The sequence below is a fragment of the Prevotella melaninogenica genome (genome assembly GCF_013267595.1).
GTDB lineage: Bacteria > Bacteroidota > Bacteroidia > Bacteroidales > Bacteroidaceae > Prevotella > Prevotella melaninogenica_D.
Genome location: NZ_CP054010.1, coordinates 534,207 through 555,709 on the forward strand (window position 1 = coordinate 534,207; position 21,503 = coordinate 555,709).

Below are 21,503 nucleotides of genomic sequence, written 5' to 3' on the forward strand. Positions count from 1 at the left end.
TTACAATGTTAAGGTTGAGCGGTTTGCCCCATCCTCTCCTTGAACACCTGTTGGTTAATCTGAATTGCCTGACGCATCCACTTGTAGTTAGGGGTATTGTCATAGTCGTTATCGAAACGATAAGCACCTACTCCACCCTTGTAACCCTTAGAAGGCATACTTTTGGCTTGTCTTAACAACTGACCACCACTCTTGAAAGATGACTCAAAGTTATCGGTTGTGATAATTGTCTTTGGGTCAACACCATAGTAATCGAAATGAGTTACACGACCGTATGCCTGATCAATCCAGTAGTCAACATATCCATCTAAATCCTCAGTAAGTCCACCAAAGTGTCCATCAATACAGATAAGACGGTGGCCCTTGTGATCTGGATCACTCTTAGGACCGATGTACTTGTTCATCTCCTTTACCAAGTAAACGAGGTCGGCATTGGTACTGAGTGTACCATCCATATCGAAGACACCACTGCCAATCTCCCAGTCGATATCGTAACCGTCCCAGTCATTGGCTACCAATGAGTCACAGAGAGCCTTAGCAAAACGAGCCAAAGCCTGCTTATGGTTGTCAGAACCAGCAACACCCTCGTAGCCCCAGAACTTCCAACGCGCCTTCTTCTTAGCTTCTTCAACGCGAGCTTGGTCGTTTGCCCAACCCTCTTTCTCAGCCTGCTTCTCAACAGCAGTATAGACAGAGTCAGGAGTTCTACCCTTACCAATGTAAGACAAGAGTGTAACTTCCAAGAGTTTTGTACCCTTCACCTTCTGCACAAACTCCTTGTCCTTCTTCTGCTCAGGTGTAATATTAAAGCGGTTAGGTGCACCACTCCACATGGAAACAATGTCCATACTATCTGGCATAGAAGTAAGATAGCCACGGCGATAGGTACCTGCTGGCGACCAGTTAGAATACCAACCGAAGGCAACAGGACGACCATAGTTAACAGCTTGCTGCTTATAAGCTCTCAAATCGGCATAATACTTCTCGCTCTCAGCATTGTTCATCGTATTATATCCACCGATATGATCGTAAGGTTCGTTCTCTACCTCTGTCATCTTGCTACATCCACAGAAAAGGACTCCTGCACAGAGCAATACCAACGAACTGATGTATTTAAAGTTTTTCATATTCAAAATGCTTGATATTAATGATTCTTATTGTCCCACCACAAACGTGTTCCAGCCTTATCCAGACCGCCACGAAGTAGCTTGCGTGCACTCTCTAAGTTGGCGATATCCTCTGCCGATGTAGACTTATTAGTTGGGAAGCGCATACGACGGATGCCTACCTCGCTATCAACCTCACCGTTGCTATAGTTTGTAACCACACTATGCAACTTAGGATAACCTGTACGACGATACTCAGTCCAAGCCTCTTGTCCGTTAGGATAGAGTGCAATCCACTTCTGTATCATAATCTTCTCAAGTTTCTCCTCATCGGTTCCACTCCATGCTGTAGTAGCCTCTGTTACTGCTGGTACGTCAACATTCACACCTGGATTGGTGAGATGGAAACTGTAAGCAGATGGCTTGAGACCAGACGACATATAGTCTGCTACCTCAGAACTTGCAATACCATTCTCTTCAAATGACATCTCGATACCCTTCTCATAAAGTGACTCAGCAGTACCACCCACAGCGAATCCATGTAGAGCAGCCTCAGCCAAGAGGAAGTAAACCTCAGAAGCACGCATCCAATAAGTAGGAGTTGTACTTGTGATAGCTGGACGAGAAGAATCCTTGAAAGCATCGTTAGAACTTACGTCATGACCTGTTGGTACACCTGAATACTTTCCGTATGTGCCCACAGTCACAGCCTGAGAAACAGTACTTGTATTGAAGTACTTTGGCAAACGTGGGTCTTGATAACCACCTAAGTAAGCCAACATAGAAGAACCCATACGGCACTCGTTATACTGGTTGATAAGAACATCGAGGTTGTTCTTGAACTCCAAGCTTGCACCTCTCTCCATCTTAGCCTCATCATCCTTGATCTTCATCACGCCATAAGAATGATTGACAGCCTGTAAAGCATACTTCTTTGAGAGTGCAGCATCAGCATAATAAACACGCATAGCAAGACGTAACATCAAAGAGTTAGCATACACAACCCACTTGTGAACGTCGCCTGCATAGACAGCATCAGCATTTGGCAAGAGTTTGCTGTTACCATTATCAGCGTACTTTGTCAACACCTCAATAGCATCTGAGAGTTCCTTGAACATTGCCTTATACACTTCTTCCTGACTATCGTATGGCACAGTGATAAGTCCTTTACCTGCCTCCTTATAAGGGATAGGTCCGAACATATCGGTAGCCTTATGCCATGCAGAGATTTTCAGGATCTGTGCTAAGGCGAAAACCTCTGGGAACTGAGTCTCAGTCTTACCCTTTAAGTCTTGCCACAAAGGTACAACAGTAGAGTAAGACTCGGTATAAGACGATGCTACCCAACCATCCTTGAGGAAATAGTTGAGGTTATTAGGACCACCCCAGTTATTATTCTGACCGAAATAACCACTCCAACAATCTGCTGCAAGGTTATAGGCTGTTTGATATCTATTAGCAACACTGGTACCATCTGCCTGTGTTCCTACTGGGAAGACGCATTTCTGCATGGCGGTTATAGGACCCCCAATAGAAATACCATCCATCAATCCCTCCTCTGGGAGGAGTTCAAATTCGTTAGTGTTTACCTTTTGGAAGTCACAAGCCGTAAACAAGGACAGCGCAAGGACACCTACGATATATTTATATGCTTTTGTCTTCATGTTCAATTAGAATTTAAATTTAACACTGAAACCATAACTCTTCAGACTTGGCTGCATGAAATAGTCATTGCCCTGTCCGTATGTACCTGTTGAAGCTGTAAGCTCTGGATCGAAAGGTGCTTTACAATAAATCATCCATGGATTTGTAGCCACAAATGAAAGTGTCAAATCCTTAATGACATTATTAAACAGTTTTGAATTAAACTTATAGCTCAAAGTAAGTTCCTGCAAACGAACGTTTGTTGCGCTGTAGGTATAGTAACCTGCGAGGTCGTTCTCACCTGTTGCAACAAGTGTATAATACTTCTTTGCATCATACAAGCCCTGATTTGGAATCATCACACCACCTGCATCTCTTGCATCAGCTGATGCCTTAGACACACCAAAACGGTCTAACAATGCCTGTGTTGAAGAAGTAACAACACCGCCAAAGCGTGCATTAATCAAGAAGCTAAGCCCAAAGTTCTTATAGGTGAAGTTATTGTTCCAACCCATTGTGAAGTCTGGGGTAGTCTTACCTAAGTAGATAGGCTCAACTGTCTCTAAGTTCATACCGCCTGATGGACTAACATTTACAAAGCCTTGATTGTCCTTTGCCAATACCTTTCTTGCATAAATATCGTTGATAGAACCGCCCACCTTGAGCAGTACACGACCATTATCCTTTGATACCTCAGGGATATTGAGAGGTTTAGGACTCAATGGATGATAGTAGTCCTTCACCATTTCCTTAATCTCATTGACGTTCTTAGAATAAACCAATGATGAGTTCCACTGCAGACCTCCGAAGTTATCGTTATAACCTAATGCCATCTCGACACCACGGTTCTCTACATTACCTGCCTGCAAGTAAACAGCCTTGTAACCAGAACTCTCTGGCAATTCACCGATAAAGGTTTGGTTGTAAGTATTAGACTTGTACCAAGTGAAGTCGAATGACAACTTCTTCCAGAAACGAGCAGTCAAACCGAACTCGTATGACTTTGTTCGCTCTGCCTTATAATCAGTAAATGGATAGATATCAGTAGACTTCAAGCTACCACCCACGATTGGAGTTGTAATAGTGCCTGGTGTCATACCTGAACGTGAAACAGGTGAACCAACCTCTGTGTAAGAACCACGAACCTTCAAATAAGAAATAAATGAAGGGAGTTTTGTCATCTCTGAGATAATACCAGATAAACCAACTGATGGATAGAAGAATGATTCCTCAGATGAGTTTACAAGGCGTGAGTTCCAGTCGTTACGACCTGTCAAAGTAAGATAAACCATACTTCTCCAACCCAATTCGGCACTTGCAAAAGCTGCAACGTTGCGTACCTTTGAGTCACCACCACCTTCACGAATCTTACTATCACTTGGGTTAATATTGTTCAAAGAGAACTTATTTGGCACTAATACTAAGTTACCACCATAACCACGAGTAAGAGAAGCATAGTCAGAATAGCTATAACCAACGTTGGCAGCAAGACTAAACTTACCAAAGGTCTTATTGATATTAGCAATAGCATCAATATAGGTCTGATGGTCCTTGTAGTCATAATACTCATAAGCACCCTTCTCCTTTGCAAAGTAGTTGAACGAAGAAGCATAAATCTTACGCTCGCTTGTGATAAACGTCTTGTCGAGACGGATACGACCTGCAACGCTCAACCAATCAAAGATGTTATAGGTAAGACCAGCATTGAACATAAAACGATCCTTATCATCTGGTGCTAAGTTACGATAAGCAGTCCAATAAGGGTTCTGATTAGCAAAACGACTATCGCTAATTGGCCAATACTGTGTTGGGAAATTTCTCACGTTATCGTAACGCTCAAAGGTCTTTATACCTTCGAAAGACTCGCCGCGTGGGAAGAGATAGGCTGCAACGATTGGGTTCCAGTACTCACCCTGTGACACCATGTTATTGTCCTTCTGCTTGATATATGATGCGCCGAGGTCGAGTTGCACCTTATTCTTAAACATACGGGTGGTGTTACGAATTGTGAAGTTGTAACGGTCGTAAGTATTATTTGGTACGATACCACGTGAATTAGTGGTTGCTACAGAGGCAAAAGTCTGATTGAACTCATTACCCATATTCAATGTCAAAGCATTGATGAAGTTCGTTCCTGTACGGAAGAAGTCCTTCTTTGGGTCGTATGAACTTGGTGTTGCAAGCTTCTCACCCCAACTCTCATAAGAGCCAAGCTTGTTGCCATAGGTATTCTGGAACTCTGGCATCAACAAAGGTGAACTGAAGTCGGCAGAACTTGAGAATGAAATGTCTACACGTCCTTCCTTACCTTTCTTTGTTGTAATAAGGATAGCACCATTGGCAGCATTACTACCATAAAGAGCAGCTGCGGAAGGACCAGCCAAAACGCTGATGCTCTCAATATCCTCTGGGTTGAAATCGGCAATACCTTCACTGCTTACACGACCTTCACCCATGATACCGCTATCGCGTCCACCACTGAAATTGAAGATTGGAATACCATCAATAACATACAACACGTTGTTATCACCTTCGATAGACTTGGCACCACGCATGATAACACGTGTAGCACCTCCGACACCACTGGCACTCTTAGAAATGCTAACACCAGCTACTTTTCCGTTTAATGAGTTCACAAAGTTAGCATCTTTGTTACGTGTCAACTCATTTGAGCCTACTGACTGTACATTGTAACTCAAAGCTTTCTCAGCACGTTTAATACCCAAGGCTGTCACAACAACCTCGTTCATAGTGTTTGCTACTTCTTTAAGCGTAACATCGATGGTGGTTTTGTCGCCCACAAGGATTGTCTGGGTAGTATAGCCAACATAAGAGATGACCAACTTTGCCTTTGACGTGGTATTGATGGTAAAGTTACCATCAATATCCGTTACAGCACCTTCCTTGGTTCCTTCCACCATAATAGTGGCACCAATCAGTGGCTCACCAGCAGAGTCAACAACGCGACCAGTTACCTTGTGATTGCCGTTTTGTTGCACAGCCTGAGGCATTGATGCTTCAGGTGAGCCTACGGGATTTCCTACTGCATAAGCACTCGTTGGGGCTAACGCAATAGAAAGGGCAAAAGCGAATGAGAAATACAGATGCTTCTGCTTTGTTTCATGAATCATTCTCATTAGGTTCAGGGTTTAAATATTTATATTTTAGGTTCCTAATTGTTACTTATTAATCACAGCTGCATAAACAACTGCATTACACCACTATCACCTTATTATAGTAAGGTAATGATGAATAAAGAAACATTTTTTATTTACACAGGTTGTTTAACGTATAAACGTAAAGATTATTAATGAATAATAGGTTAGGTCAATTAACTCATAATAACGAGTGCAAAAGTATAAAATAAATTTGTAAACAGCCCTCCTTTTTGTAAAAAAGTGAATAATATATTTGTTATTGCAAAAAATAGAGATATACGCCAACACGTATATCTCTATTTTTTTATATATAAACACGTAAATGCCGTTTACCCGTTCTTTACATCAACTATCTTTGTTGGAGCCTGTTCCTTATTGCGACGATTGACAACAGTGACTACACTCTGCGCAAGACTGAGGAACGACTGACCTGTAATGGTGTCAACCTGTGACGCTGCTGGTGTTCCGTTATCACCATTCTCGCAAATGCTCTGTACGATTGGAATCTGAGCAAGTAGCGGACATCCAAGTTCTTTCGCTAAGTTCTTGCAACCATCTTTTCCAAAAATGTAATATTTATTCTCAGGAAGTTCAGCTGGAGTAAACCATGCCATATTCTCAACCAAACCGAGAATTGGGATATTCACCTTATCATTACGATACATATCAATACCCTTACGTGCATCTGCCAATGCAACATTCTGAGGAGTTGACACGATTACTGCACCCGTAATAGCAAGTGTCTGCATGAGTGTCAGGTGAATATCGCTGGTTCCTGGTGGTGTATCGAGGATAAAGTAATCGAGTTCGCCCCAATCAGCATCAGCAATAAGCTGCTTAAGAGCTGAGGTTGCCATACTTCCACGCCAAAGGGTTGCTGTGTCTGGATTGACAAAGAAACCGATAGAAAGCAACTTCACACCATACTTCTCCACAGGCTCGATAAGCTGTCGTCCATCCTTTTCTACGCCGTATGGACGAGCATCTTCTACACCAAACATCTTTGGCATACTTGGACCGAAGATATCGGTATCAAGCAAACCTACCTTATAACCAAGGCGTGCCAAGGCAATAGCGAGGTTAGCTGAGACGGTACTCTTTCCTACTCCACCCTTTCCTGAACTAACAGCAATGATGTTCTTCACCTGAGGCAATAGCTTACCCACCTCTGGGCGTGGCGCATTCTTGAACTCTGTTGTAATGGTTACTTCAACTTCCTTACCAACAGAATAGTGAATCTGAGCCTCAGCAGCCTTAATAGTAGACTTGAGGAATGGATCGGTCTCACGTGGGAAAATCAGCGTGAAACTTACTTTATTACCATTGATGCTGGGTGTATCTGCCAACATCTCACTTTCAATAATATTCTTTTTCGTTCCTGGATAAATTACTTTCTCCAGTGCATCTGTAATGAGTTTGGGATATAATGTCATTGTTCTGTTTTAAATAAATAACCTTGACATCACTATCAAATTAAGCTTTGATAGAAAAAGTCTGGTTAAGAATTACTTGTTATTTTCTCTGCCAAGAGTCCTATGTTAGGGCTCTAACTCTGTCATCTAATCTTTCTTTCGGTTGAATTTTTAGATAATATTACCTATATATTATCAAAAAGAATGCCACAAAAGGAATGGTCACATTAGTTACTACTTTTCTGCGAGTTCTCCCATTCGTCCCATTCCTTTGCAACAGCTTTCCAGTCGGTCATCTCTCCCGCTTCAATGGCTTGCTGCTCACGTGCAGCCTCATCACGCGCCTTGTCACGCGCACACTTTGCCTTCATATCAGCGATAGTAGCATCATCAAGAATCTGAATAGCTCCTCGTTGGATAGCATCCTGTAACTCCTCTTCACCGAAAGCCTTACCAGGCTCATTGAAGTCAGAGATATTAAATTCATAAATTGTACGGAGGTCATGACGAACCAATTTCTGTTTCGCCCGATTACCCGCATTCTTCAGTCGGAGTAGCTTTGCTATTTCTTTTATCTCGTCTTCTGCGAATTTATTTCTTCCCATGTTTTGATTCTTATTCAGATGCCATTGATGGCTTTCGTGTCTGCGAAGATAGCAACAAAATCCCAATACTGCAAGTTTTTTCTTAAGGAATACATTGCGCAAAGTATGATAAATTGGCTTCATTCGTTAAACTCAAATTTGTCATCAGACCACAAAATGTATAGTTTTTATTACTATGACATTGTTTCTTAACATTTTATTTTCTTATCGCCATCTCCGTCACCCTTTGTACTGTTGACACCTCCATGATATTTCGTTTAGCTCTGTCCCTCTATGTTTCCATGTGCCTTATTAGATAAGAACTTTAGCCCATCATTCTATCTTAGGAAGCAACCTCTTTTTATCCAACCCACCTATATTTGTAAAATTATTTCGAACGCTTAATTATCAACACATGCTCTTTAGGCTTCTTAAAGATGCCTAATTAGCTTCCAATAGGTGCCCTTTAGAAGGCTTACTAACGCCCTTTTGAAGTCCAATTAAGCACCTTTTAAAATGCTTCATTATAACAAACTGACTTACTGACAGTTACAAAACCTCTTGATATACTTATTTTTCTCCTTTATTTTAAGGCCCTTATTCAAAAATATGTAAGTATTTTTCGCAAACCAATACACGCCCAACAACCTACTCTTTTCAAGGTATCAACTCATTAAGTTACGAACAATGTTATAGATTGGCTACCCGATAGTTAACATGGTAGGTTTTCTTTTCTATTGATACCTTGGCACTATCCACAACAATCTCCGCATGAAAAACACTTTTGGACAGCAATAAACAGGGGCGTCAGCGCGCTATTGTTGACAGAATAGGTTACGACACAAGACGGGCATACGACCTATACGAAGCTCGGTAATGGCACGAAGACTACCTATACATATGACAAGCAGCGTGAACGTCTGCAGGTGAAGAGCCTTACAGCAGGCGGTCAGACTGCAATAGAGAACTGATATTAATCCAGAGTAGATTAGCATAATTCTCAAAAAAATAGTAGTAATAAAGTAAACAGATAAGAAATTATGAGGCATGCTGCATCGATTATTGTCCTATATGCTTTGATAAATATTCTATCATTGTTATTCAATATAATTTCTTTCTCTACTGATGGGAAGATAGATATTGGCTTCCCTTTTATTTTTATCCATTTAACGAGTGCAAAGTATGATTCTACTTTTCCATACAATAAATTACTCATAGAGCCTTTTTTATGGGATATTATTTTTTTATTTACGATAGTTTGTTTATATTTGTGCTGCCTAAAATTTATCAAAAGGATTCGTGATTGAGAAAAACCTAAGAATGAAAAATAAATGCTGACCTACGATGCGGTGAGCAACCTCCTGAGTAAACTCACGGCATAGTTGAAAAAGTCTATCGCTAAGAAGGACTACACATCCTGTACTTACGACCATGAACGGCTGAAAGAAGTACCCTATTCCGAGTACCTTTCCTGAGGGTGAGGTGACGAAGACTGTCCGTATGGTGATGGCGAATGTGGCAGATATCAGGACTTATGTCTATGGTATCACATACAACAGTTGGAATCGTGTGCAGACGATGACTTATCCTAATGGTGAAACTTATCACTACTATACTGCTGGACAGGTGGAGAGCCTTACGAGCAATAAACAGGGACGTCAAATCCGTTATTATGCATAGGATAGGTTACAACAAAAGACGGTCATAAGGTCTATACGAAGTTCGGTAATGGCACGGAGACAACCTATACATATGACAAGCAGCGTGAACGTCTGCAGGCGATAAACCTTACAGCGGATGGTCTGACTGTGATGGAAAACAAGTATCGCTATGATGCTGTGGATAATATCCTCGGTATTACGAATGCCGCCAACCCAACGTCGCTAACAAAACTCAACAAGGCGAAGTTAGGAGGAAGGAGTTCGCATACGTATGAGTATGATTATTTGGACCGCCTTGTCCATGCAAACGGTAAGGTGAGCTGTTATACATCCAACACTGCTGGCGAACGCATCATGAAGAAATGCAAATATTAGGAGATAAATATGAGTTGCAGACGTAGAAAAAGTCAGATGTCTTCTTCCCTGCATTTACTGAGCTTAAGCAAACAGTTTATGATTATAGCACATCGGCTGAGAAAGAACATCATGATTTAATACAAAAGTACCCTAATTTACAGGGAACTAAGTTGTATAGAGCAACTAAATCCGAGTTAATTGAACAAAATAGTAATTAAAAAAACATTTGATCATGACTTTAAGGAATACAAAAAGAATTATTAATTATTGTGTGTTGATTATAGGGCTTGGCGTGTGGGGATCATGTAATCCTAAATCTCAACATGTTTTACTCCCTGTAGATAATGTCAAATCTTATAAAATATGTGAGAATAATGACACAACAACAATTTTCGAAGAAAGAGAAGAAGAGTCTCGAGAAGTAATTAAATTTTATAAATAGGGCAGTGAAATTTTTACTTCCTATAGTGGACACAAAGAATTACTGATGTCCACAACAGAGATGCTGGATACTGTATATCCAGGAAACACTTATTATGGAGAGCATCGAATTCTGATAAAAAAAGAAAATTCCAATCTGTTTTCTACATCTATATATCATATTATTATACACCCTGTATTGGTCTTAACGATTTATTATGACCATTCATATAATATAAAAGCTATTCGTAATTGGTTTGCATTTACGACTTATGAATCGGAACACATCAGTATCCCGTTAATATCGGGACCAGTAATCAAATAACCCTGGAAAGAGAGGACAATCGAGTTCTCTCTTGCAAAAGACTGTATTTCAATTAATTCAAAGAGTTATTAGTACTCTTTAACGGGACAGTAGTGGTCGGAACATGAAGAAAAAGAGCTCTTTTGACAATAGACTCAGACTCCGCATCCTAACACGACACCAGGTACCAGCATTGGGTGCGCCACTCTCCATATTATCTACTGGAAAGAAAACATTGATATTCCTGAGAGTGCTACATTTTTTGAATGGGTAGGGAACTTAGAATAGAACATTAAGTATGTTTCAATAATAATAAGAAATGATATGAGAAACAGAATAATTAAATTGTTTGTTGTAGTTATAGCGTTATTATGTTCTTTATCGCAACATGCGTTAGGGCAAAGACGAGATGGTTTTGTTGACTTATATGCAGTGAAGAAGCACATACTACTTCCCAATGAATATGATGTGTTTAAATGTAAACAGATATCTGACTATTTAGTTTCTTTGTATTTATGTGAAACAAAAAATGATTGTTTAATCAATCTTTCAACTGGATATGAGTTCTCATATTACGCAATAGGGAAGGTTGATTTTAAATCCTATTGGCTACTTTTATATGGTCAAACGGATGGATACACGCTTAATATTTATCTTGCATCATATTCAAAAAAAGACAATCGAATAATTGCAAAACTTAGAATCAGTGAAGATGTTACTGGTGAAAAGGTAATGTGGTATAAACTAAATCCCGATAAAACAATTTCAATTTATAGAAATTATGAAATAGATGGAGAAGTTGTTGTGAAAAAAGAAACTTATCGGCTCAATTGTACATTTTCGAGAGCAGACAAAGTCTTGTCAAAAAAACACATAAACCGCTTATAACGATAGATGATATAGAAATAAGGTAATCACGGAATGGGTGGTATGATTATGGTGTATGCCACAATGATGCTGTGCTGGAAAGATGGATGTAAGACAAGGTGTAAATTTGAAACTATCTGGTGTAGAACGGCTAACAGATAAATTTATCGAAAAAAGAGAATATAGGAAGTAAGCAGAACGAAAAATAATATGATGTATTGTGATTATATTTGGGATTTATTATCCCTTGTTGCAGGTGCTATCATTGTATACCGTATAGCAAAGAAAGGAAGACGATTGATAACACCTTCAAGTTTTCTTTCTTTATGTATTGGTTGTCTTATGGTGATATTACCAGTGATAGCTATGCTTATTGGTAAGTACCATGGTATTTGTGCAATATTGTTTGGTATTGTTTGGTACAAATTCAAATCCGTTGACTCTGAAAAACTTTGCAACTAGCTATATTTCAACTATTTCAAAGAACAATTACTGATTTTAAATGGACAGCAGTGATTAGGGGTTAATGGAAAAACTGTTATTAAGCGTATTCCCTTGCATACTTGATATATTTTTTGTACTTTTATCTCTATGAAACAACAAGTTGCGAATATATCAAAAGTATTACAAGGTATAACGGAAGATATGCGGTTGATGCGTGAAACTATCTATCAGCAGTATGCTGAGATTGTCAGATTGAACCTTAACATATATGTCCTAAGTCTCCAAATTAGCAAGTTAAAAATCAAACTAAAGTACTCTTATACATTTCATTTTGACTTTGGAGTGGACACATTTCTTGAAGTTTATTTGGTCTCAGCAACAGCTAAGAACTACTATAAAACGCCATATAATTCTATTTAGACCTAAAAAACGGATAAATTGCCATACACTGTATATCCCCTGTCATTGTTGAATAGTTACACGTAAAATATATGATGGACAATAAGAATAACTTTATTAATGCAGAAATATTCCTTGATAACATTATTAGGAAATATAAAGTTAAAACGACTTCTAAGTATACGATCTCTGGTAGACCCCTATTTGAGGTAAGTTCAAAGAAAGAAATGAGTATTGTATGCTCTGAGATTGTAGATAATCATTATTTACTTGACATTAAAATACTAAACCAGACCAACACCTACGGTTTAGAATTTTTAGAGCAGAAATCCCTTGAGTTACTTGATAAAGTTAATGATATTCAATCCCACCTACTTATATCAATGGATTTATGTGGTAAGTTGAAGGATGTATTAAATTTTACAGAACTACATGAAAAATGGGAAAGAATTAAAACAGATATAAGAAACTCATCAGTAGAGATTTCCAAAATAATATCAGATGGAAATCAGTTATATGCTCATGGTTCGCAATCTTTTGCTGCAGAACTTAATAAAACGATATTTTATAAAGCTCTTGGAATGAGTTTGATACCTTTTGATGGAATAAAAAAAGAAGGCAACAAGACTTTCCTTTATAATACTTCCTCACTTTTATTCCCTCAAATTGAGAAGAAAGTTTCTATTGTATTAGATGATATTGTTCACTTTAGTGATACACCAGCAACTCTACTAACCTTAAAAAATAAACGTAGTAGAGAAGATTCTGATATTAAGTCAGAATTTATAAAAAACTTCCCATTCTTAAAGAGACAGATGGGAGAATATAAATATGATTTATTCTGCTCAGTTGAAAGAGATAATAAAGTTAAATGGCCTAACTCTATTGAACTAACCATAAGTGAACTGTTAGAACCGATAGTCTCTGAAGTTGCATGTAAGATTGAAATGATAAAGAAGTAAGTGTATTTATAATAAAGTATGTCTTTATGAATTTGAAGTATAAATTTAAGATTGATTCCCTATTAGAGTTTTGGGATATTCCAGCCAGAATATATTTTATGGCAGCTACTCTTTTTTTCTTGATACCCTTCTATCTGATAGGTTTCCTCACGGTAAAGGATGATTTTCCACATAGAACAGGTATTGTTAATAGAATACATATACTACAGAAGTCTCATAGTGGTTGGGAGGCTAATTTTACTTTGGAAGGTGATACCAGTCATACCTATTGGCAAGGATATGAAAATTCTTATCCCTTCTTTTTATTTCCTCCTAAATATAAACTTGACGACTACATAATCCACAAAGGAGATACAATAAGTTTCTTTATTGATAACGATAAAAATGGTAATTATATAAAGAGTGATTGTTTTATCCCTGGAGAAGGACACTCTTTTGAATCAGATGAAGTTATCTATACAGAAGGTCTGGTAGTAAATGGAAAAGAGATAGCATCTCCACTTGTTGCAGCGTTTATACGTACTCCCCTTGCATGGTTAGGAAGTATAGGAGTTATTTGTTTTTACCTCTGGATGTGTCTGTTCGTTATTGATTTTGGTATGTGGTATAATAAGATTAGTATTGATAGGAAATTAAAGAAATACTTTTATAATCAAAATATATTTAGGTTCTAATAATCGATTTGGGCCTAACCTTATAATGGGTCATTTATAGTGTCGTTTATGTTAGATTAAATCAATGAATAGAATAATGAATAAGAAAAAGATTCGGACTAAACTATCGTCTTTCTCAGGTGGTATATGGAGAGCTATTGGATTTTTCTTATTAGCTCCGTTAATCTATACCATATATAGTTATTTTGCCAATACAGGCAATACAGATAATTTGCAATATTTAGAAACATATATCAATGACTCAGAGATTGTTCAGATTGAGCTACCACTTAATAGAGAGAAAATAGAAAGAAAGTATGTTGCTAATTATCGGGTCCAACATAACAATTTGGTATATTATTTCACAGTATCTTTTTATGATGCTAAAATCAAAAAGTATATTGCGATATGTATGTTTGAAGGAATTGACTTTTTTAATCAAGAGAAACGTGGTGGAGACTTAGGTGCTGCCAGAATTAAATCGTATTTTAATCCAGGAAATATCTTCTTGGTACATGTAACTACATGATTCTAAATTATGGCACAAAAGGAAATCCTGTTCCCGTATTTTGGTACAAATTCATTTCTGGAAGTGTTGAAAAGCAAATAAAGAAAGATAATATGCCCTACAATCGCTCTACAAAGTCAATCCCCTACTTTGATGTTCAAGATAATCTTACAACTGAAGAATATAAACTTTTTGTGGCGGAGTACCTTATTAGAATTCTTAATAAGGAGGAACTGAAAAGACTATATGAAAATAAAGTACACATAGATAGCTAATCATGAAGTACCCCCCAACCCTATTTGGAGTTTTTACGCATTTATCTATGAATAGCTTTTTATCCGTAATGAACTTTTATAAAATATCTTTATCTATAGCGATGTTTTGAGGAGAAAGTGCTTTATGAACAACTTTTTTGAGAAAAACATTCAGCAAAATATAATAAAAATTAGCTTATAAATGTCTTTTCACATTTAATTTGCGAGAATTACGTATAATTTTTATAGCTTTGTGCCAGATTTGAGTATATTTGTAACTTATTAGATAAAACTTAAATATAAGAAATATGGCCATTTATGATTATGGAATTGGAGGAAATGAGGTAAATGTTGACGCTAATGAGTCAATTGCCGACATCCCTTCCAACAGAACTTTGTTAGTACAGAAATTAACCGATGAGGCTCCAGCCAGTCCTGAAGCGGTTTATGGTTTACAAACAGTAGAAGATGTCTTTGAACATTTCTCACCATCTGTTACACTTGAGATGCAAGATGACAACGGTGAAGATGTCACAGAGACAATGCACTTTAAGAATCTTGGGGATTTTGACTCAGAAAAGTTAAAAGAGCATAGTGCTTTCCTTAGTAAACTTGATGTAGAGAAAGAGCAGAATATAAAGATTGCTCGCCAACTTTCATCAAATAAAGCCTTACTGAAAGCTTTGGCTAATCCTGAAACCCGCCAAGCTGTAATTGATTTGTTACAGAGTTCACTTGACGAAATTAAGAACACAGAAGCCAAGTAAGAATAAAAACTAAATTGAAAATGGACAATAATAAAATAAAGGCTAAAGAACAGCAGGCTCCTTCTATAAGTAAGAGTACTATTGCACAGCAGGGAACCTCTTCTGCTGCCAACGCGCTTGATAAACTGAAAGAGTATGGCGGATTTACTTTCTTAGAGAATATCATTGACGGCTTTTCCAATCTGAATCCTTCACGTAAGGCACGCCGAAACATCTTCCTCTCTGATGCACAATGGGAGAATGACCGTAAGGTTTTAGCTAATCGTCTTGAAGTATGGATTGATCTCTTAAAATCTGGTCAGTCTGCTGAACAGATGAGAGATAAAGCTAAGGAAAGAGCCTTGCATGTTGAGGACTTACTGAATAAGAATCTTAGTAAGGTTTTGGCTCGTACACGTGAGCTTGAGACTTCTTATCGTTCAGTTGCTTTATTCTATCGCAATACAGAAAGTCAGAAGGTTAAGAATATCACTATTGTCAATGCTGAGATGGATCAATTGAAAGACTTAGACAATCCTGTTTTCATTGACTATATCAGTAATGAACTTAAGCATAACTTCGATCGTCTTGACCTCCGCCGCAACTATTCTTTGCTTGTCATCCCTGGATATTTAGGCTCTAATGCTGTACTTGATAAGTGGGGTAAAATTGCACACAGCAATAAGGTAATGCTCCTAACCGACTTCCAGGATTTAGAAACACCAGACGATGTTGTTGATGTCTTCTTTAATGCTGACCATTCTGGTGGTGATATATACAAGTCAAACATTATTATGACATGTAACTGGCTTTTAGGACGCCAGAAAGTAGTACAGGTAGGAGAAGAAGACAATCTTTACGTTCCAGGCTCATCTGCACTTGCTGGTAAAATCTACAGCACATTGATGTCACAGGTTGTTGCTGGTAAGAAATTCGGTGGTCTTAATGATGTTGAGAGTGTACGTTTTGATCTGAAGAAAAGCGAGATTTCTGAAATAGAGCGCATGGGTCTTGTACCAATGGTCAACGAGTATAGTAAAGTGATGGCATTCTCTGCCAAGACACTCTTCAATGGTGATAACCTTGGATTGCAGACTTACTCTGTCGTTCGCGTATTCGATTATATCTCTAAAGTCCTTTTCGACTTCCTGAACCGCCGCGCATTTGAGAACTGGACAACTCGTACAGAGGCTGACTTGAGAAGCCAGATTGTGAAGTTCCTTGATAGCATACAGGGTCCAACTCGTCTGATAGAGAAGTTCCGAGTGATGAGAATTGAGCAAGATCCAAACCAAAAGGATCGTGTATTACTTGATATTCACATTACTCCATACTTCCCTGCAAAGAGTTTTGTTATTCAGCTTGAGGGTCGTAAGGGAGAAGAGCCAGAAGAGGCTAACTGGGAAAGCCAGTACTCACAAGATAAATAAGTTACTCTTATTTCTGGGTCTTCAGAAAGTTAGAGTGATAAGACTTGTTTCTTACACTCAGTTTTTTTAGATATAATGGACATTTAGTAGGCTGGTTATTCCAGCCTACTTTTTTTGTATTTATGAATCCATCTATAAACTTCTTTTGTAGACAAAGATTTGAAAAATCATTACATAATTTCAAAGAAAACATCTATAACTAACGGCAAAAACACATATACGAATCAGGTCTGCAATCAACAGAAAATCAATTAGTTATAAAGCAATAAAGTAAAAGGTGCTTAATTGAACTTCAAAAGGGCATTAGTAAGACTTCAAAAGGGCACCTACTGCAAGTCAATTAGGCACCTTTTAGAAGGCAAAAGAGCATGTGTTAGCTTCGAACTGCGTAAAAAGAGTTTACAAAAATCAATAGCATGAGAATAAATTGTTTGTAAAAGACAGATAGACATCACACCTAATTACATTTATCATGTAGTTTATCTCCCCACTTTATAAAACCATCTTATTGGAGGTAAGCTTACCATGTATGTGGATTAATCTCATTCTATTAACAATCTACACATTTAACAGAAGAACCTTTTTTATTTTATCTTCGCTTATTGACTACTTTTCTGTTTTTAGTGGGTATTCCTTATCCACAATTCGTTTGATAATGTAATTGCGAATTTCTATTGGAATTCCAATGATGAATATACATGGTAAGAAAACGGGAAAGAAAAGCTTGCCGATGATGTTCCAAATATTTCTCATAAGCCCTCTATTCAGTTGCCAAAGTGGTTCCATCTCAAGAATTGTGCTTCCAAAAATGACAATCCAAAGAACTATTAACAATAAAATACTGCCAACTACATAAATGTTCTTTGCACCACGATTAAACACCTCTATTCGTTTGTCTCGTGGAACTCGCTCCAGTATCTTCACCTGCTTGGTAATCTGATTTATTCTTTCTTCCTTATCCATATTTTCTTAATCTGATAAATCTATAAATTTACCAACAGCTTGTCCTATTATGTCTACATACGACTTTACATCTACCACTTGCAGATTTTTACTGGATGCTTTGCCTCCCAATGCCAAGGCTGGAACATAACCATAGCACTGACCATATTGCAAAGCAGGTAACTTTCCCTTAATATTTAAATAAGGTCGGGAGTCAAAATATTCCTTATCTATAATAGCCGTTTCATCTCCTAAAGTAAAGTTTAAAAGAAAATCCATATCACCTAAGATTTCGCTTGTGCACTTTCTTATATTTATAAACAAGATTCTATTTCCCTCATCAGATGAAATCGTCCAATTATCATTACCCTCCCATATTAACAAATCTCCTAAAGCCGTAACACCAAATACGATAGAAGGTTCTAACAACTTATCAATGTAATCAAATACAAATTCATACTCATCAGGATTAATAAACTGTATAAAACCATCTTCATAAATACCATAGCCCATATTTTGCCAGATGGTTAACAGTTCTTCAGGAAGTACTCCTTTATATTTATTGATTGTTTTAATAGGAACATCACTATACTTGGTATAGTTGTTTTTATTTCTTTCTTCAAATGTTAATCGTGCCATAATCTTATCTTTTTATTACTCAGAACTTAGGAATTGGAGTTAAAACAAAGCTACGCCATCATTGTGTTGTCAAGCGTTACTTGTCAACCAGTTCAATCCTTTAGCCCCAAGCGCTTCATGTCTTCTCCATAAAGACGGTTAAACTCTTTTGAAGACAATTCATGCGCAAGATAAAGTTCAACAAACTTTTTGTTAACACTGGGCTTGATGGTAATAAAATCATCCATACCACCTAATTTCTCATGACCAGAGAGTGATCTCTTAAAGAAGATGGGAACAGGATTATCCTTTGTGCCATAGGTTGGATCCTGCCATTGCTGACGATTTACGTAGGCTGAGAAACTTTTAATCCAGTAAAGAAAAGTTAGTCTATGATCTTCTAAGTCTTCATACCAAAGCTTCTCTCCATGACCTCTTGGAACAGTATTATAACCGCCTATAAAAGTAACAACTCCTAAATATTTCTTATGTTCAGGAGAATAGAAAGAATACATATTATAAGTTGCCATTCGTGATTGTGCTACTCCCATAAACCATCCGCTGGTAGTGAAGACGTCGTCGTCGGTATCTATTTCACGGTGATTTATAGGTATTTTTACTACTATTGTGTCCGAATTCTTTATATATGTATCAGCGTAAGGGATAGCGTCTTTATTTCCACCAAGCGTAAACCTCGTTATAATAAAGATAAGTAGTGGTCCACCTACAAGAGAAGCAAAGACTGTACCTGCTGTCGAGAAGATTTTAAATCCTCCTATTGAAAAATTATTTGCCATTGATATTATGAATTTGCGATGATACCCATATAGTTTGCATTACATCTGCATTGTTCTCATCACAAAAGTACAAATAATCTGGGGCGTTCTCAACTTTTTAATCACATTTCTTACTTTGCAAACAACTTGTCAACTCGTAAATTAGTCTACTCGTCACCTAACTTAATCCTTTAGCCCCAAGCGTTTCATGTCTTCTCCATAAAGACGATTAAACTCTTTTGAAGACAATTCATGCGCAAGATAAAGTTCAACAAACTTTTTGTTAACACTGGGCTTTATGGTAATAAAATCATCCATATCTAAAGTTTCATGTCCTGACAACGCACGCTTAAAGAAGATAGGAACAGGATTATCCTTTGTACCGTAGGTTGGGTCCTGCCATTGCTGACGATTTACGTAGGCTGAGAAACTTTTAATCCTGTAAAGAAAAGTTAGTCTCTGAACTTCTATGTCATCATACCAGATTTTCTCGCCACTACCCCTTTGAATGGTATTATAGCTGCCTTTAAAAGTAACAACTCCTAAATATTTCTTATGTTCAGGGGAATAGAAATAATACATATTATAAGTTGCCGAGCGTGTTTGTGCTACTCCCATAAACCATCCGCTGGTAGTAAAGATATCATCATCCTTTTTAATTTTGTGACGGTCTTTAGGAATTTTTACTACTATTGTGTCTGAATTCTTTATATACGTATCTGCATAAGGGATAGCGTCTTTATTTCCACCAAGCGTAAACCTCGTTATAATAAAGATAAGTAGTGGTGCACCTACAAGAGATGCAAAGACTGTTCCTGCTGTTGAGAATATTTTAAATCCTCCTATTGAAAAATTATTTGCCATTGATATTATGAATTTGCAATGATACCCATATAGTTTGCATTACTTGCAATATCGATGTCGTCAGAGCTATTTATACCTTCCGAAATATCACTTGTTCCCTCTTCTATTTTATTTTCTACCCAATTAGACCCTTCATCTACCGCATAACCAACTGCAGCTCCTGCAAGACCTAAGCCCAAAGACTTTCCAAAATTCTTAAAGCCATCTTTCCATGCACCTGTTTTAGCAGCTTTTACTGCAGCAGTCTTTCCTCCCTGAATACTTGCTGCTTCAGCAAGAATATCTTGTTGTTCGAGTGCTGCTTGAGCAGCTTTGTGCATCAGTTCCTCAGAAGATTCTTTATACATCTGTTCTGCTAATTCTGCAGAAGCAATAGAAGTCGCACTTGCACCATTTGATGTACGCGTGGCTACTTGAGATCCCCAAGTAGCAGCATCCGCACTTGCATCGGCAGCTTGTGTTCCATAAGCCAAAGACTCCAAGCCTTTCATGTTTGCCTCTCCTGTTTTTGATGTTACCTGTGCATCTATCCTTGCAGCCTCACCCACTCCTGCCTTATTTGCTTTTACACCTGTAGTGATACTACTTTCAACAACAGACTCTCCAGTTCCTACCCCAGTAGTCGTACCAGTATTTTTTAAATTCCCTATAGAATCAGACTTTTGGTTGGATTTGTCCGTCTCACTAAAGTCAAAGCCTCCAAAGTTTAGTGCACCAGTGTAGAAGCCTACTGAGAGGGCTAAAGCAAAAGGATTGGCTCCTCCTGTAAGACCACCTATAGCACCTTGAATGAATTTACTTTTTAGCTGAACATATATTTCTGCTGCATTCATTGCGGTAATATACAAGGCTGCTTTTTTAGCCTGTTCAGGATTAACAATGATATTAATTAATCCTCCTGTTGTACACATCATATAGGATCCATTCAGCAGGGCTTTCTTATGCTCTATAAATACACTTGGGTGTGCTGAATTCCAAGATGACTCCAGTGTATTGTCACAATCGTGGGCAACCCCTTTCACTCCTTTATAGCCTGCATAAACGGCTGCTGTAGTACCAACGGCTATTGCTGCACCCACCATCCAACCTTCGATAGCTACAGCAGATAGTAAGACAGCACCAACACCACCAGTTGCAACAATAGCAGCGACAATCAAAGCTCCAACTGCAACGCCAGCAAGAAATGTTAACAGACCTCCCCATTTCTTTATAGGCATTTTGCAAACAAATGTGTCAGAGATTTTTTTGTCATCAATATTCAGTAACGGCAGCTTTGAGGCAGTATTGATAACATTACCATCCTTATCAACTCTCCATATTTCTCGCGGTGTTCCGCAGGTCATATTAGTACAAACTACATTCGTACCATGTCTTACATAGGATTGTCCCATAAT

17 protein-coding genes and 2 pseudogenes are annotated in these 21,503 nt (G+C 38.0%); 9 read left to right on the forward strand and 10 right to left on the reverse strand.

Features of this window, described 5'->3' with window-relative positions; translation table 11 throughout:
- Positions 1-8: 8 nt before the first annotated feature.
- From FIU21_RS02045 to FIU21_RS02065, 5 genes are all read right to left on the reverse strand, one after another.
- Positions 9-1,127, reverse strand: a complete 1,119-nt coding sequence (locus tag FIU21_RS02045) for a glycoside hydrolase family 18 (protein ID WP_036885986.1) — start codon at positions 1,125-1,127, stop codon at positions 9-11.
- A 17-nt stretch (positions 1,128-1,144) separates the two neighbouring features.
- Complete coding sequence (locus FIU21_RS02050) at positions 1,145-2,770, reverse strand: RagB/SusD family nutrient uptake outer membrane protein (protein ID WP_004359653.1); 1,626 nt, start codon at positions 2,768-2,770, stop codon at positions 1,145-1,147.
- A 6-nt stretch (positions 2,771-2,776) separates the two neighbouring features.
- Complete coding sequence (locus FIU21_RS02055; protein ID WP_004359655.1) at positions 2,777-5,887, reverse strand: SusC/RagA family TonB-linked outer membrane protein; 3,111 nt, start codon at positions 5,885-5,887, stop codon at positions 2,777-2,779.
- A 350-nt stretch (positions 5,888-6,237) separates the two neighbouring features.
- On the reverse strand, positions 6,238-7,341 hold the full coding sequence (locus FIU21_RS02060) for an Mrp/NBP35 family ATP-binding protein (protein ID WP_004359657.1): 1,104 nt from the start codon (positions 7,339-7,341) through the stop codon (positions 6,238-6,240).
- Between the two features lie 206 nt (positions 7,342-7,547).
- Positions 7,548-7,925, reverse strand: coding sequence for a hypothetical protein (locus tag FIU21_RS02065; protein ID WP_004359659.1), 378 nt, complete (start codon positions 7,923-7,925; stop codon positions 7,548-7,550).
- Positions 7,926-8,688: 763 nt separating this feature from the next.
- On the opposite strand from FIU21_RS02065, the pseudogene FIU21_RS13500 reads away from it, so the two are divergent.
- From FIU21_RS13500 to FIU21_RS02100, 9 genes and pseudogenes are all read left to right on the forward strand, one after another.
- Positions 8,689-8,872, forward strand: a pseudogene (locus FIU21_RS13500) (hypothetical protein); the annotation flags it as partial.
- A 471-nt stretch (positions 8,873-9,343) separates the two neighbouring features.
- Positions 9,344-9,880 (forward strand): annotated as a pseudogene (locus tag FIU21_RS02070) (RHS repeat-associated core domain-containing protein); the annotation flags it as partial.
- Positions 9,881-10,970: 1,090 nt separating this feature from the next.
- The gene (locus FIU21_RS02075) at positions 10,971-11,534 is read left to right on the forward strand and encodes a hypothetical protein (protein WP_004359665.1); all 564 of its coding nucleotides are present in this window, start codon (positions 10,971-10,973) and stop codon (positions 11,532-11,534) included.
- Between the two features lie 914 nt (positions 11,535-12,448).
- Complete coding sequence (locus FIU21_RS02080) at positions 12,449-13,318, forward strand: hypothetical protein (protein WP_172891286.1); 870 nt, start codon at positions 12,449-12,451, stop codon at positions 13,316-13,318.
- Positions 13,319-13,344: 26 nt separating this feature from the next.
- Positions 13,345-13,992, forward strand: a complete 648-nt coding sequence (locus tag FIU21_RS02085) for a hypothetical protein (RefSeq protein ID WP_004359667.1) — start codon at positions 13,345-13,347, stop codon at positions 13,990-13,992.
- 76 nt (positions 13,993-14,068) lie between these two features.
- Positions 14,069-14,500, forward strand: a complete 432-nt coding sequence (locus tag FIU21_RS13220; RefSeq protein ID WP_004359668.1) for a DUF8188 family protein — start codon at positions 14,069-14,071, stop codon at positions 14,498-14,500.
- Positions 14,497-14,754 (forward strand): DUF8188 family protein, encoded by a 258-nt coding sequence (locus FIU21_RS13555; RefSeq protein WP_004359670.1) that lies wholly within the window; start codon positions 14,497-14,499, stop codon positions 14,752-14,754. Before FIU21_RS13220 ends, FIU21_RS13555 begins: the two co-directional genes overlap by 4 nt.
- Before the next feature lie 287 nt (positions 14,755-15,041).
- Positions 15,042-15,500 (forward strand): hypothetical protein, encoded by a 459-nt coding sequence (locus tag FIU21_RS02095; protein WP_004359671.1) that lies wholly within the window; start codon positions 15,042-15,044, stop codon positions 15,498-15,500.
- 20 nt (positions 15,501-15,520) lie between these two features.
- Positions 15,521-16,909, forward strand: a complete 1,389-nt coding sequence (locus tag FIU21_RS02100) for a DUF5458 family protein (RefSeq protein WP_004359673.1) — start codon at positions 15,521-15,523, stop codon at positions 16,907-16,909.
- Between the two features lie 606 nt (positions 16,910-17,515).
- Here FIU21_RS02100 and FIU21_RS02105 read toward each other — a convergent pair.
- The 5 genes from FIU21_RS02105 to FIU21_RS02125 all read right to left on the reverse strand — a co-directional run bounded on the left by FIU21_RS02105 (position 17,516) and on the right by FIU21_RS02125 (position 21,500).
- Complete coding sequence (locus tag FIU21_RS02105) at positions 17,516-17,872, reverse strand: hypothetical protein (RefSeq protein ID WP_036885998.1); 357 nt, start codon at positions 17,870-17,872, stop codon at positions 17,516-17,518.
- Between the two features lie 6 nt (positions 17,873-17,878).
- The gene (locus FIU21_RS02110) at positions 17,879-18,490 is read right to left on the reverse strand and encodes a GAD-like domain-containing protein (RefSeq protein WP_004359675.1); all 612 of its coding nucleotides are present in this window, start codon (positions 18,488-18,490) and stop codon (positions 17,879-17,881) included.
- Positions 18,491-18,582: 92 nt separating this feature from the next.
- Positions 18,583-19,266, reverse strand: a complete 684-nt coding sequence (locus FIU21_RS02115) for a DUF8188 family protein (RefSeq protein ID WP_004359677.1) — start codon at positions 19,264-19,266, stop codon at positions 18,583-18,585.
- A 162-nt stretch (positions 19,267-19,428) separates the two neighbouring features.
- Complete coding sequence (locus FIU21_RS02120; protein WP_004359679.1) at positions 19,429-20,109, reverse strand: DUF8188 family protein; 681 nt, start codon at positions 20,107-20,109, stop codon at positions 19,429-19,431.
- A 5-nt stretch (positions 20,110-20,114) separates the two neighbouring features.
- Positions 20,115-21,500, reverse strand: a complete 1,386-nt coding sequence (locus FIU21_RS02125; RefSeq protein WP_004359681.1) for a PAAR-like protein — start codon at positions 21,498-21,500, stop codon at positions 20,115-20,117.
- Positions 21,501-21,503: the final 3 nt, after the last annotated feature.